The following is a 12,421-nucleotide window of genomic DNA, read 5'->3' on the forward strand; positions in this document are numbered from 1 at the left end:
ACGCTTTGCGTGCCGCCAGTCCAAGCCGCCCGCTTATTCCGGATCCCGAGGTGCGAAACGCGGATCGGACAGATCCACACCTGCATCCTCGACATCGGCAAAGCGCGGATCGACTTCCTTGACGCCCTGCTCCAGCTTCTGCTGGGCCTGCACATGCTGGTAAATCTGGCGGATCAAAGGCTCGCAGCCTTCGCGCGTCAGGGCGGAAATCTCGAATACCGGCCCCTTCCATTTGAAGCGCTTGACGAAGTCCTTGACCCTGGCTGCACGCTCTTCCACCGGCACCATGTCCAGCTTGTTGAGCACCAGCCAGCGCGGCTTGCCGTAGAGTTCTGCATCGTACTTCTTGAGCTCGCCCACGATGGCCTTGGCCTGCGCGACCGGATCGACGCTGTCGTCGAACGGCGCCAGATCCACCACGTGCAGCAGCAAGCGGGTGCGCTGCAGGTGGCGCAGGAACTGGTGGCCCAGGCCCGCGCCTTCGGAGGCGCCCTCGATCAGGCCCGGAATGTCGGCCACTACAAAGCTTTGCTCAGGGCCCACGCGCACCACACCCAGGTTCGGATGCAGTGTCGTGAACGGATAGTCGGCAATCTTGGGGCGTGCATTGGACACCGCCGAGATGAAAGTGGACTTGCCGGCGTTGGGCATGCCCAACAGGCCCACATCGGCCAGCACCTTGAGTTCCAGCTTCAGGCTGCGGCGTTCGCCGGGCCAGCCCGGTGTCTTCTGGCGCGGCGCACGGTTGATGGCGCTCTTGAAGCGCAGATTGCCGTAGCCGCCATCGCCGCCCTTGGCGATCGTGACCACCTCGCCGGGCGTCAGCAGCTCGAACAGCACTTCGCCCGTCTCGGCATCGCTGATGATGGTGCCCACGGGCATGTGCAGCGTGATGTCGTCGCCTGCTGCGCCGAACATGTCCGAGCCCTTGCCATGCTCGCCGCGCTTGGCCTCATAGCGGCGCGCATAGCGGTAGTCGACCAGGGTGTTCAGGTTCACATCGGCCACGGCGAACACGTGACCTCCACGGCCTCCGTCGCCGCCGTCGGGGCCACCGAATTCCTTGTATTTCTCGTGCCGGAAGGACACGCAGCCATTACCGCCGTCCCCGGCCGCAATGTCGATATAAGCTTCGTCAACGAACTTCATGAGGCATCCAGTTTACAAAATCAGTGTGCACCAGACAGCCCCAGGCCACACTCCGCAGCAGTCAATCGCGTGCCGCTGCCATGGAAAAAGCGCATCTTCCACTCAGGGGAAGAGCTTTCTCAAACGACAAAGCCCCGACAAGTCGGGGCTTTGTTCAGGTCAAGAGCCGACTTAGGCAGCCGTCACATTGACAGTGTGCTTGGACAGAGCGCCCTTCACACCGAACGACACATGGCCGTCCACCAGTGCGAACAGGGTGTGGTCCTTGCCCACGCCCACGTTTTCACCGGGATGGAACTTGGTGCCGCGCTGGCGCACGATGATAGAGCCGGCAGTCACCAGCTCGCCACCGAAGGCCTTCACACCGAGCATCTTGGGCTTGGAATCGCGCCCGTTTCGCGTAGAGCCGCCGCCTTTTTTCTGTGCCATGACTTAGCTCCTAAGTTTAAGCAGCGATGGCCACGATCTGCAGTTCGGTGAACTGCTGGCGATGGCCTTGGCGCTTTTGATAGTGCTTGCGACGGCGCATCTTGAAGATGTGCACCTTGTCGTGCTTGCCGTGAGCAACCACAGTTGCCTTGACAGATGCGCCGGACACCAGGGGTGCACCAACCTTGATTTCAGCGCCGTTGCCGACGGCCAAAACTTGGTCGATCACGATTTCCTGGCCTACGTCCGCAGCAATCTGTTCTACCTTGATCTTTTCGCCAGCTGCAACGCGATACTGCTTGCCGCCGGTTTTTATGACTGCGTACATGAAAACCTCATGAATTGAAGAGTTCTGCGGACGAATTTCCACAGAGCCTGCAATTCTAGCACGCAAGCAAAATTTCTGCTCGCAAGATATCGCACCTGCCCGGCATGAACGGCTGGGGGAGCACATGCCGCAAAAAGCGCAATCTCGTATTTCTATAATCGACGATCCACTTGGCGGTTCATCACCTTGACTACAGAAACTTCTATATCCAATCCGCTTGCCCTGATCGCAGACGACATGCGCGAAGTGGATCGTGTCATCGCCCAGCGCCTGACCACCAGCGTCCCCCTGATTGCCCAGATCTCCCAGTACATCATCGCGGCGGGCGGCAAGCGTCTGCGCCCCGCGCTGCTGCTCATGGTCTGCAGTGCCCTCGGATACCGGGGCCGCGACAAGTACATGCTGGCCGCCGTGGTGGAACTCATCCATACCGCCACCCTGCTGCATGACGACGTGGTGGACGAATCCACGCTGCGCCGCGGCCGCCCCACCGCCAACGAAACCTTCGGCAACCCCGCCAGCGTTCTGGTGGGCGACTTTCTGCATACCCGCTCCTTCCAGATGATGGTGGAGGTGGGCAGCATGCGCGTGCTGCAAATCCTCTCGGATGCAACCAACGTGATCGCCGAAGGCGAGGTGCAGCAGCTCATCAACACCCACGACGCATCCCTGGATGAAGCCGGCTATCTGCACGTCATCCGTTCCAAGACTGCCCAGCTCTTCGAAGCCAGCGCCCAGCTGGCTGCCGTTCTTGCCAACGCTTCGCGCGAAGTGGAGCAGGCCTGTGCCACATACGGACAGGCCCTGGGCACGGCCTTCCAGATCATCGACGATGTACTGGACTACACCGGCAACACCCAGGAAATGGGCAAGAACCTCGGCGATGACCTGCGGGAGGGCAAATGCACCTTGCCGCTGATTGCCGCCATGCAGCGCGGCACGCCGCAGCAGGCGGCCATCGTGCGCAACGCCATCGAGCAGGGTTCGACAGAGCAGCTGGAAGCCGTCGTCAGCATCGTGCACTCCACGGGCGCCCTGGACATTGCCCGCGCCGCGGCACATAGCGAGGCCCAACGAGCCATCGATGCATTAAATGTGTTGCCAAGCAACGAGCACACAACAAATTTGCTACAATTGGCCTCTCAGCTTTTGGAGCGCCGCACTTGAATCGCCAAGTGCATTGAGGTGCTCGTTCAACAAAGCACACGGGGTGTAGCTTAGCCTGGTAGAGCGCTACGTTCGGGACGTAGAGGCCGGAGGTTCGAATCCTCTCACCCCGACCATTTGGTCATCTTTCCCTCACCATTTCTTGCGCCATTGCAACAACCGTGTGTTCTTCACACACGGTGTGTTTCTGTATGCATTGCAGCCAGACTGGGATGTTAGGATAACTCTCCTTTCCTCCGATACAAACTGGTTACATGGCTGCTGCCGATCCATCGATCAAGAATGCACCTGTCGCAGTGCCGTTGCCCGGCCTCGGCAGGGCGCTGATTTCCGCAGGCAAGATTTCGCAGCAAGTGGCAGAGGCCACGGTCAAGAAGGCAGCCGCCAACCGCACGCCTTTCATCTCGGAGCTGAGCCAGTCGGGCGAGATCAGTGCGCGGGAAATTGCCGAAACGATTTCCAGCATGTTCAGCACGCCGCTTCTGGATCTCGGCGCTGTCGACCCCCAACAGCTGCCACAGGGTTTGCTGGACAGCAAGATCAGCACCACTTACAGGGTGCTGGCGCTGGGCAAGCGCGGCAACCGGCTGACCGTTGCCACGGCCGATCCTACCCAGCAGGAGGCGGCCGAGCAGATCAAGTTCACCACGCAACTGGTGGTTGACTGGGTGGTGGTCGAAGCCGACAAGCTGCAGCGGCTGATCGAGCAGGCAAACAAGAGCGTTGGCGAATCCCTGGACACCTATAGCGCGCCCGGCGACTTCGATTTCGACGACGTCAAGATCGAGGATGCGCCGGAAGAAAAGGACAGCACCGCAGGAGCGGACGTCGAAGATGCGCCCATCGTCAAGTTTCTGCACAAGATGCTGCTGGACGCGTTCAACATGCGCGCGTCCGACCTGCATTTCGAGCCTTACGAACACCACTACCGGGTACGCTTTCGCATCGACGGGGAGCTGCGTGAGATTGCAACCCCGCCCATCGCCATCAAGGACAAGCTGGCCTCGCGCATCAAGGTGATCTCGCGCCTGGACATTTCCGAAAAGCGCGTGCCGCAGGACGGCCGCATGAAGCTCAAGGTCGGTCCGGACCGCGTCATCGACTTTCGCGTCAGCACGCTGCCCACCCTGTTCGGCGAAAAAATCGTGATCCGTATCCTGGATCCCAGTTCGGCCAAGATGGGTATCGATGCCCTGGGCTACGAGCCCGAGGAAAAGGAACGGCTGCTCCATGCCATCCGCCGCCCCTACGGCATGATTCTGGTCACCGGCCCCACGGGTTCGGGCAAGACCGTGTCGCTCTACACCTGCCTGAACCTGCTGAACCAGCCGGGGGTGAACATTGCCACGGCCGAGGATCCCTCGGAAATCAACCTGCCCGGCGTCAACCAGGTCAATGTCAACGAAAAAGCCGGCCTGACCTTTGCCGCAGCGCTCAAGGCCTTTCTGCGCCAGGATCCGGACATCATCATGGTGGGCGAAATCCGTGATCTGGAAACCGCCGACATCTCCATCAAGGCCGCCCAGACCGGCCACCTGGTGCTGTCGACCCTGCACACCAACGACGCGCCCACCACGCTCACGCGCATGCGCAACATGGGGATTGCGCCGTTCAACATTGCCTCCAGCGTGATCCTGATCACGGCCCAGCGCCTGGCCCGGCGCCTGTGTCCGCAGTGCAAGGAGCCCGCCGAGGTGCCTCGCGAGGCCTTGCTTGAAGCCGGCTACTCCGAGGAGGATGCCGACGGCAGCTGGGTCAGCTATCGCCCTGTCGGCTGCCCGGCATGCAACAACGGCTACAAGGGCCGTGTCGGCATCTACCAGGTCATGCCGGTCAGCGAAGAAATCCAGCGCATCATCCTGCGCGACGGCAGCGCGCTGGAAATCGCGGCCCAGGCTAGGGCCGAAGGAGTGCGCTCGTTGCGCGAATCGGGATTGCACAAAGTCAAACTAGGACTGACCTCGCTCGAAGAAGTGCTGGCGGTCACCAACGAATAAGAGATTGCCGCACCGGCAACCAAGGAGGGAGCACCATGGCGACAGCAGCGTCCAGTGGAATCAAGGAATTCGTCTTCGAATGGGAAGGCAAGGACCGCAACGGCAAGATCGTGCGCGGCGAGACGCGGGCAGGTGGCGACAACCAGGTCCAGGCCATGCTGCGCCGCCAGGGCGTCATGCCCACCAAGATCAAAAAGCGCAAGACCAAGGGCGGCAAGAAGATCAAGCCCAAGGACATCGCGCTCTTCACGCGCCAGCTGGCCACCATGATGAAGGCCGGCGTGCCGCTGCTGCAGGCTTTCGACATCGTGGGGCGCGGCAACACCAATGCCAGCGTCACCCGATTGCTCAATGACATCCGGGCCGACGTGGAAACCGGCACTTCGCTGAGCTCTGCCTTCCGCAAGCATCCGATGTATTTCGACAGTCTTTATTGCAACCTGGTCGAGGCCGGCGAAGCGGCCGGCATTCTGGAAGCCCTGCTGGACCGCCTGGCCACCTACATGGAAAAGACCGAGGCCATCAAGTCCAAGATCAAGTCGGCGCTGATGTACCCCACCTCCGTGATCGTGGTGGCCTTTGTCGTGGTGACCATCATCATGATCTTCGTGATCCCGGCCTTCAAGGAAGTCTTCACCTCCTTCGGCGCGGATCTTCCGGCGCCCACGCTGCTGGTGATGGGCATCAGCGACTACTTCGTGCAGTACTGGTGGCTGATTTTCGGCGTGCTCGGCGGCGGCATCTACTTCTTCATGCAGGCCTGGAAGCGCAACGAGCGTGTGCAGCAGTTCATGGACCGCACCATGCTCAAGCTGCCCATCTTCGGCGTGCTGATCGAGAAATCCTGCGTCGCGCGCTGGACGCGGACCCTGTCCACCATGTTTGCGGCCGGCGTGCCGCTGGTCGAAGCGCTGGACTCCGTGGGCGGCGCCTCGGGCAACTATATCTACCAGAGCGCCACGGACAAGATCCAGCAGGAAGTCTCCACCGGCACCAGCCTGACCGTGGCCATGACCAACGCAAACGTCTTTCCTTCGATGGTGCTGCAGATGTGCGCGATCGGCGAGGAGTCAGGCTCCATCGACCATATGCTGGGCAAGGCCGCCGACTTCTACGAGGAAGAAGTGGATGACATGGTCGCCGGCCTGTCCAGCCTGATGGAGCCCATCATCATCGTCTTCCTCGGCACACTGATCGGCGGAATTGTGGTCTCCATGTACCTGCCCATCTTCAAACTGGGACAAGTGGTCTGATGCTTTCGGAAACCGTTTTGAATGGCGCAGCCGGCGCCGTGCTGGGCCTGCTCATCGGCAGCTTTCTGAATGTGGTCATCCACCGCCTGCCGCGCATGATGGAGCAGCAGTGGCGCGCCGAATGCGCGCAGTACCTGCAGGAATTGGCCGAGAAGGAGCCCATCCAAGGCAGGGCAGCAGCATTGCCTGCGCCGCAGGAAGCCCTCAGCCTGAGCAAGCCGCGCTCGCGCTGCCCGCACTGCGGCCATGCGATCGCCTGGCATGAGAACATTCCCGTGCTCAGTTATCTGTTTCTGCGCGGACGCTGCGCCGAATGCAAAAAAACCATCAGCCCCCGCTATCCGTTGGTGGAAGTGGCCTGCGCGGCCCTGTTTGCCTTTTGCCTGGCGCGCAGCGGCCTGACAGCCGCGGGCTTTGCCTGGTGCGGCTTCAGTGCCGCCCTGCTGGCCCTCGCCCTGATTGACTGGGACACCACGCTGCTGCCCGACTCCATCACCCTGCCCCTGCTGTGGGCCGGCTTGGCGGCATCCGCGCTCCAGTGGACCGGCGTGCCGCTGGCGCAGTCCGTCTGGGGGGCCATTGCCGGCTATCTGTCGCTGTGGCTGATCTACTGGGCCTTCAAGCTGGCCACCGGCAAGGAAGGCATGGGCTACGGCGACTTCAAGCTGTTTGCCGCCCTGGGCGCATGGTTCGGCTGGCAGGCGCTGATACCCATCATCCTCATGGCCTCGGTCGTGGGCGCCGTCATCGGCATGGCGCTCAAGATCAACAGCCAGCTGCGGGAAGGCGGCTATGTGCCTTTCGGCCCGTTCCTGGCCGGCGGCGGTTTCATCAGCCTGATCTGGGGGCCGCAGTCCATTCTGCGCGCCATCGGGTTGTAAACAACTTCTTGCGTTTGCATGCAGACCGCTGGTACATACTGCGGCATGCACTCCGCCATGCCCACCCGTTCGTTCATTCCCGCGCAGCAGCCGCCCTATCGCCTGGGCCTGACGGGCGGCATCGGCAGCGGCAAAAGCACGGTCGCCGCGCGGCTGCAGCAACGCGGCGCGGCCGTCATCGATGCCGACCGGATTTCACGCAGCCTGACTGCCGCCGGCGGCGCCGCGCTGCCGGCCATCGCCCGGGCCTTCGGTGACGATCTGATCGCCGGCGACGGTGCGCTCAACCGCACCCGCATGCGCGAGCTGGTGTTTGCGCAAAGCGATGCGCGCCAGCGGCTCGAAGCCATTGTTCACCCGCTGATTGCCGAGCACACCGAGCAGCAGTACCGGCAGGCCGTGCAGGAAGGCCACAGGCTGGTCGTGCACGATATTCCGCTGCTGGTGGAATCCAGGCACTGGCGGGCACAGCTGCATGGCATTTTGGTGATCGACTGCCGCAAATCCACGCAGATCGAGCGTGTCATGGCACGCAGCGGTCTCACGCGCGAAGCCGTGCAATCCATCATCGCAGCCCAGGCCGGCCGCGCGCAGCGCCTGGCTGCCGCCGACTGGGTGCTCTACAACGACGAGGGCATGGGCATCGATGCACTCAACGCACATACCGATCAAATCGCTGCCTGGTTCGGGCTATGATGCGCGACATGGCTTGGCCTGTGCGTGTGATCGCCGCATGTGCACGTTAACCGCTGATTCCTGCGCGCCCCAAGGAGCCCAGCAAGCGTGATCCTGTACGAATATCCTTTCAACGAGCGTCTGAGAACCTACCTGCGTCTGGAGCAGCTGTATCGCCGCCTGGGCGAGCTGCTGACGCGCGCGCACCCGGTCGATCACCATTTCGCGCTGGTCACGATTTTCGAGATCATGGACGTGGCGGCCCGTTCGGATCTCAAGACCGACGTTCTGAAAGACCTCGAGCGCCAGAAAGCCCTGCTCGACGTGCTGCGCGACAACCCCGATATTTCGCAGCACATGCTGCACCAGGTCGCGCGCCAGGTGGACCAGTGTTTCAAGGCCATCAACGAGCAGGCTGGCAAGACCGGCCAGGCACTGACCGAGCATGAATGGCTGATGTCCGTGCGCAGCCGCATCGGCATCCCCGGCGGCACCTGCAGTTTCGACCTGCCCGCCTACCATGCATGGCAGAGCCTGGACCCGCGCTACCGCCAGCGCGACCTGGAAGACTGGGCGGCCGAACTGGCGCCGCTGGGCCAGGCGCTGGAGCTGCTGCTGCAGCTGCTGCGCGAGACCGGCGTCCCCCAGCGCGTGGCGGCCGAGCAAGGCATCTTCCAGCAGGCCATGCCCGCCGGGCGCACCTTCCAGCTGCTGCGCCTGCGCATCGACGAGCACCTGAACCTGATTCCCGAAATCAGCGGCAACCGCCTGCTGGTCTCCGTGCGGCTGCTGCGTTCGGAAAATGGCTCCAAGCCCCAGCTGTGCCCCGAGGATGCCGCCTTCGAGCTGACGCTCTGCGCCTGACCCGCCCCGTTCTTTTTGCACATCGCCGGACCGCTTGCAGCGGCTCGATCACTTTCAACGGCACGGCTTTTTCGCCCCACCCCGCATCTGTCCACCGCATTTGGCGCACACTCGGCACATGAGCAACGACAGCACTCCGACCACCGTGCGCTGCCCGACCTGCGGCGGCCCCAGCCTTTTTGCGCCCGGCAACAAGTTCCGCCCGTTCTGCAGCGAACGATGCCGCCAGATCGACCTGGGCGCCTGGGCCAACGAAGAGTTCCGCGTGCCCGCGCCGACACCGCCCGAAGACGCACCGTTTGGCGATCCCCGCACCGAAGCCTGAACGCCGGCTTCAAAAGTAGGAGCATCTTGCGCTGGCCCCATAATGGATTTCAATGCCTTTGCGATGAAATTCCAGGAGGGGTCGGCGCAAAGTGCTCACTTTTTCGCCAGCAAAAAAAACGCCGAACCTTAGTCGCGGGGCTGCTGCGCCTCGTAGTAGCCGGCATCGAAAGGCAGGCCCCGCTCTTCGCTGAGCCATTGCAGCACCGGGTAGGCGCCCGGCAGCACGGGCGCAACCGTCAGCGGCAGCTGCTGCCAGGCCATCTGCTGGCCTTCGCGCATCTCGAAGTCGCCGCTCCATTCGGTGACCTTGCACCAGTGCAGGCGCACCAGCGCATGCGGATAGTCGTGCTCCGTGACTTTCCAGACATGGGCCGTGCCTATGGTCACGCCCAGCTCCTCGATCAGCTCGCGGCGCAGGGCCTGCTCCACGGTTTCGCCGGCCTCGAGCTTGCCGCCCGGAAATTCCCAGTAGCCCGCATAGGGCTTGCCTTCGGGGCGGCTGGAGATCAGCAGGGCGCCATCGGATTCGCGCAGCAGCACGCCCACGGCCACTTCGGTGTGCTTGCGGGCGGGCTGGGGAGAGGTTTCAGCAGTCACTGTTTCCATCACTTGTTCAAAATGCCGGCGGGCCTGCGGCCCGGGTCCCGGCGCTCAATCCAGGTCGGCCTCCTCGGCCAGGCCTTGCACATCGCCGATGCGCGCGCCGCGCGACGCGGGACGCTCGGCCCGGCCCGCATAGTCGCGCGCGAACTGGTGGGCCACACGACCGCTGCGCGAGCCGCGCTCCAGCGCCCAGACCAGGGCCTCGGGCCTGGCGGCCTCGATGGCCGCCGCATCCAGCCCCAGCGCCGACAGCCACTGGGCCACCACGCGCAGGTATTCGTCCTGGCTGAACGGATAGAAGCTCACCCACAGGCCGAAACGCTCGGACAGCGAGATCTTCTCCTCCACCACTTCGCCCGGGTGGATTTCGCCGTTCTCGCCTTTCTGCTGGGCCAGGTTGTCCGTCATGTACTCGGGCAGCAGGTGGCGGCGGTTGCTGGTCGCATAGACCAGCACATTGGGCGTGGCGGCCGAGACCGAGCCGTCCAGGATGGACTTCATGGCCTTGTAGCCGGGCTCGCCCTCCTCGAAACTCAGGTCGTCGCAGTAGATGATGAATTTCTCGGGCCGGCTGGCGACCACCTCGACGATGTCGGGCAGGTCGGTCAGGTCGGCCTTGTCCACCTCGATCAGGCGCAGGCCCTGCGGCGCATAGCTGTGCAGGCAGGCACGGATCAGCGAGGACTTGCCGGTGCCGCGCGCGCCCGTGAGCAGCACGTTGTTGGCCGTGCGCCCCTGCACGAACTGCTCGGTGTTGCGCGCGATCTTTTCCTTTTGCACATCGATGTTCTGCAGGTCGGACAGCTGCATCGCACCCACATGGCGCACCGGCTCCAGGACACCGCAGCCGTTGGCGCGCTTGCGGTAGCGCCAGGCAATCGCGGCATTCCAGTCGGCAGGCGACTGCAGCGGCTGGGGCAGGATGGCCTCGATGCGCTGCATCAGCTGCTCGGCACGCTCGACCAGGCGCTCCAAAGGGTTCATTACATCTTGCATGACCGAATCTCCATCTGTTGTTATAGCTGCCATCGCTTGATATTGCTGGAACTCCAATGGACAAGCAATTGAAACCCAATGCAGAGAAGCGATAGCAGCTTCCTAATTTGTAGCACCCATCACGTAAGAACCGGCGCAGCCCGGACGAGGGATGCCAGGCAAGGGCCCCAGCGGCCCCGCCCCGCAACGAGGGCATCGTCCCCTCTCTCTCCTAGCGCGGAGAGAGGAGGACGCGGTGCAGCCGCTCAGAAGGTGTCCATCACGACCTGTAATCGGCGTTGATGGTCACGTACTCGTGGCTGAAGTCGCAGGTCCACACGGTCTGCGCCGCATTGCCGCGGCCCAGCAGCACGCGCACGGTGATTTCCTGCTGCTTCATCACGCGCTGGCCGTCCTCTTCCTGGTAGGACGGATTGCGGCCGCCGTTGACGGCCACATGCACGTCGTCCAGGTACAGGTCGATCCTGGTCTGGTCCAGGTCGTCAATGCCGGCATAGCCCACGGCCGCCAGGATGCGGCCCAGGTTCGGGTCGGAAGCATAGAAGGCGGTCTTGACCAGCGGCGAATGCGCGATCGCATAGGCCACCAGGCGGCATTCCTCCTCGGTCCTGCCGCCTTCCACCTTCACGGTGATGAACTTGGTCGCGCCTTCGCCGTCGCGCACAATGGCCTGGGCCAGCTTCTGCGCTACCTCCAGCAGCGCAGCCTTGAGCGCCTGGCCTTCGGCGCTGGTCAGCGAATCGATGGGCGCATTGCCGGCCTTGCCGGTGGCGATCAGCACGAAAGAGTCGTTGGTGGACGTATCGCCGTCGATGGTCACGCGGTTGAACGAGCCGTCGGCCAGTTCCTTGACCAGGGGCTGCAGCAGTGCGGGCGCGATGGCCGCATCGGTGGCCAGAAAGCCCAGCATGGTCGCCATGTTGGGACGGATCATGCCAGCGCCCTTGCTGATGCCGGTGATGCACACGGTCTTGCCGGCGACCTCCACGCTGCGGCTGAAGGCCTTGGGCAGCGTGTCGGTGGTCATGATGCCTTCGGCGGCTGCAGCCCAGTTGTCCGCCCTGGCGGCGGCAATCGCTGCCGGCAGGCCGGCCACGATGCGGTCCACGGGCAGCTCTTCCATGATGACGCCGGTGGAGAACGGCAGAATCTGCTCGGGCGCAAGATTCAGTTCCCGCGCCAGCGCGGCGCAGGTGGCGCGCGCGCGGGCCAGGCCGTCAGCACCGGTGCCGGCATTGGCGTTGCCGGTGTTGACGACCATGGCACGGATGCCCTTGCCGGCGGCCAGGTGCTCGCGGCTGACCTGCACGGGCGCGGCGCAGAAGCGGTTCTGCGTGAACACCCCCGCCACCGCTGCGCCCTCGTCCAGCAGGAACACCGTCAGGTCCTTGCGGTTGGCCTTGCGCACACCGGCCTCGGTGACGCCGATGCGAACGCCATTGACTGCCAGCAGTTCGGCGGCAACAGGGGCGGAAAGATTCACGGACATTGCAACAATCCTCAAGATTGAAAAGAAATGCCGCCCGCAACGCCGCGTGGCTCCCGCCAGGAACAGAACCGCATCCTGGCGAGCTGTGCATGCTGCAAGGCGGCTTCTGCCCGATGTCCGCGGCAAGAATGCGCGCCCACCGCAGCGGCGTGGGGCGGAGAGTTAAAACGCTCTCCATTATCGGAACAAACCGGGACCTGTTCTGCGCTTGGTGGCTTTGCCGCCAGGAAAATGCCGCCCCGCCAACAAAAAACGGGCCGCAG

General features: G+C 63.2%; 13 protein-coding genes and 1 tRNA gene. 8 read left to right on the plus strand and 6 right to left on the minus strand.

Features of this window, described 5'->3' with window-relative positions; genetic code table 11:
• Positions 1-33: 33 nt before the first annotated feature.
• From cgtA to rplU, 3 genes are all read right to left on the minus strand, one after another.
• Positions 34-1,149, minus strand: a complete 1,116-nt coding sequence (gene cgtA, locus Cte04_RS05595; RefSeq protein WP_066473364.1) for an Obg family GTPase CgtA — start codon at positions 1,147-1,149, stop codon at positions 34-36.
• A gap of 171 nt (positions 1,150-1,320) precedes the next feature.
• Positions 1,321-1,578, minus strand: coding sequence for a 50S ribosomal protein L27 (gene rpmA, locus Cte04_RS05600; RefSeq protein ID WP_066473374.1), 258 nt, complete (start codon positions 1,576-1,578; stop codon positions 1,321-1,323).
• A gap of 16 nt (positions 1,579-1,594) precedes the next feature.
• Positions 1,595-1,906 (minus strand): 50S ribosomal protein L21, encoded by a 312-nt coding sequence (rplU, locus tag Cte04_RS05605; RefSeq protein ID WP_003058536.1) that lies wholly within the window; start codon positions 1,904-1,906, stop codon positions 1,595-1,597.
• A gap of 237 nt (positions 1,907-2,143) precedes the next feature.
• On the opposite strand from rplU, the gene Cte04_RS05610 reads away from it, so the two are divergent.
• From Cte04_RS05610 to Cte04_RS05645, 8 genes are all read left to right on the plus strand, one after another.
• Positions 2,144-3,073 carry a polyprenyl synthetase family protein gene (locus Cte04_RS05610; protein WP_066473376.1) on the plus strand — a complete coding sequence of 310 codons (930 nt, stop codon included), beginning with the start codon at positions 2,144-2,146 and terminating at the stop codon, positions 3,071-3,073.
• 39 nt (positions 3,074-3,112) lie between these two features.
• Positions 3,113-3,189: transfer RNA gene (locus Cte04_RS05615), tRNA-Pro, on the plus strand.
• Between the two features lie 138 nt (positions 3,190-3,327).
• Positions 3,328-5,070 carry a type IV-A pilus assembly ATPase PilB gene (gene pilB / locus Cte04_RS05620; RefSeq protein ID WP_066473378.1) on the plus strand — a complete coding sequence of 581 codons (1,743 nt, stop codon included), beginning with the start codon at positions 3,328-3,330 and terminating at the stop codon, positions 5,068-5,070.
• Between the two features lie 35 nt (positions 5,071-5,105).
• The gene (locus tag Cte04_RS05625; protein ID WP_066473380.1) at positions 5,106-6,323 is read left to right on the plus strand and encodes a type II secretion system F family protein; all 1,218 of its coding nucleotides are present in this window, start codon (positions 5,106-5,108) and stop codon (positions 6,321-6,323) included.
• Complete coding sequence (locus tag Cte04_RS05630) at positions 6,323-7,204, plus strand: prepilin peptidase (protein WP_066473383.1); 882 nt, start codon at positions 6,323-6,325, stop codon at positions 7,202-7,204. Before Cte04_RS05625 ends, Cte04_RS05630 begins: the two co-directional genes overlap by 1 nt.
• Positions 7,205-7,261: 57 nt before the next feature.
• Positions 7,262-7,900 carry a dephospho-CoA kinase gene (gene coaE, locus Cte04_RS05635; protein ID WP_066474021.1) on the plus strand — a complete coding sequence of 213 codons (639 nt, stop codon included), beginning with the start codon at positions 7,262-7,264 and terminating at the stop codon, positions 7,898-7,900.
• Positions 7,901-7,987: 87 nt separating this feature from the next.
• A complete protein-coding gene (gene zapD / locus Cte04_RS05640) occupies positions 7,988-8,743 on the plus strand; it encodes a cell division protein ZapD (RefSeq protein WP_066473387.1) in 756 nt (251 codons plus the stop codon).
• Positions 8,744-8,861: 118 nt separating this feature from the next.
• Positions 8,862-9,068: a DNA gyrase inhibitor YacG gene (locus Cte04_RS05645; protein WP_066473390.1), complete on the plus strand. Its 207-nt coding sequence runs from the start codon at positions 8,862-8,864 to the stop codon at positions 9,066-9,068.
• 128 nt (positions 9,069-9,196) lie between these two features.
• Here Cte04_RS05645 and Cte04_RS05650 read toward each other — a convergent pair whose 3' ends face one another.
• From Cte04_RS05650 to argJ, 3 genes are all read right to left on the minus strand, one after another.
• Complete coding sequence (locus Cte04_RS05650; protein WP_066473393.1) at positions 9,197-9,676, minus strand: NUDIX domain-containing protein; 480 nt, start codon at positions 9,674-9,676, stop codon at positions 9,197-9,199.
• Positions 9,677-9,721: 45 nt separating this feature from the next.
• Positions 9,722-10,669: an ATP-binding protein gene (locus tag Cte04_RS05655; RefSeq protein WP_174522894.1), complete on the minus strand. Its 948-nt coding sequence runs from the start codon at positions 10,667-10,669 to the stop codon at positions 9,722-9,724.
• A 259-nt stretch (positions 10,670-10,928) separates the two neighbouring features.
• Positions 10,929-12,158: a bifunctional glutamate N-acetyltransferase/amino-acid acetyltransferase ArgJ gene (gene argJ / locus Cte04_RS05660; protein WP_066473405.1), complete on the minus strand. Its 1,230-nt coding sequence runs from the start codon at positions 12,156-12,158 to the stop codon at positions 10,929-10,931.
• Positions 12,159-12,421 lie beyond the last annotated feature (263 nt).

It is taken from the genome of Comamonas terrae (assembly GCF_001544075.1).
GTDB lineage: Bacteria > Pseudomonadota > Gammaproteobacteria > Burkholderiales > Burkholderiaceae_C > Comamonas > Comamonas terrae.

What these genes read in the sequence shown, in the direction of transcription:
- Cte04_RS05645 (WP_066473390.1), top strand. Translation starts at nt 8,862, where the DNA reads ATGAGCAACGACAGCACTCCGACCACCGTGCGCTGCCCGACCTGCGGC.
- Cte04_RS05650 (WP_066473393.1), bottom strand. Translation starts at nt 9,676, where the DNA reads ATGGAAACAGTGACTGCTGAAACCTCTCCCCAGCCCGCCCGCAAGCAC.
- cgtA (WP_066473364.1), bottom strand. Translation starts at nt 1,149, where the DNA reads ATGAAGTTCGTTGACGAAGCTTATATCGACATTGCGGCCGGGGACGGC.
- pilB (WP_066473378.1), top strand. Translation starts at nt 3,328, where the DNA reads ATGGCTGCTGCCGATCCATCGATCAAGAATGCACCTGTCGCAGTGCCG.
- Cte04_RS05655 (WP_174522894.1), bottom strand. Translation starts at nt 10,669, where the DNA reads ATGCAAGATGTAATGAACCCTTTGGAGCGCCTGGTCGAGCGTGCCGAG.
- Cte04_RS05610 (WP_066473376.1), top strand. Translation starts at nt 2,144, where the DNA reads ATGCGCGAAGTGGATCGTGTCATCGCCCAGCGCCTGACCACCAGCGTC.
- rpmA (WP_066473374.1), bottom strand. Translation starts at nt 1,578, where the DNA reads ATGGCACAGAAAAAAGGCGGCGGCTCTACGCGAAACGGGCGCGATTCC.
- rplU (WP_003058536.1), bottom strand. Translation starts at nt 1,906, where the DNA reads ATGTACGCAGTCATAAAAACCGGCGGCAAGCAGTATCGCGTTGCAGCT.
- Cte04_RS05630 (WP_066473383.1), top strand. Translation starts at nt 6,323, where the DNA reads ATGCTTTCGGAAACCGTTTTGAATGGCGCAGCCGGCGCCGTGCTGGGC.
- argJ (WP_066473405.1), bottom strand. Translation starts at nt 12,158, where the DNA reads ATGTCCGTGAATCTTTCCGCCCCTGTTGCCGCCGAACTGCTGGCAGTC.
- Cte04_RS05625 (WP_066473380.1), top strand. Translation starts at nt 5,106, where the DNA reads ATGGCGACAGCAGCGTCCAGTGGAATCAAGGAATTCGTCTTCGAATGG.
- coaE (WP_066474021.1), top strand. Translation starts at nt 7,262, where the DNA reads ATGCCCACCCGTTCGTTCATTCCCGCGCAGCAGCCGCCCTATCGCCTG.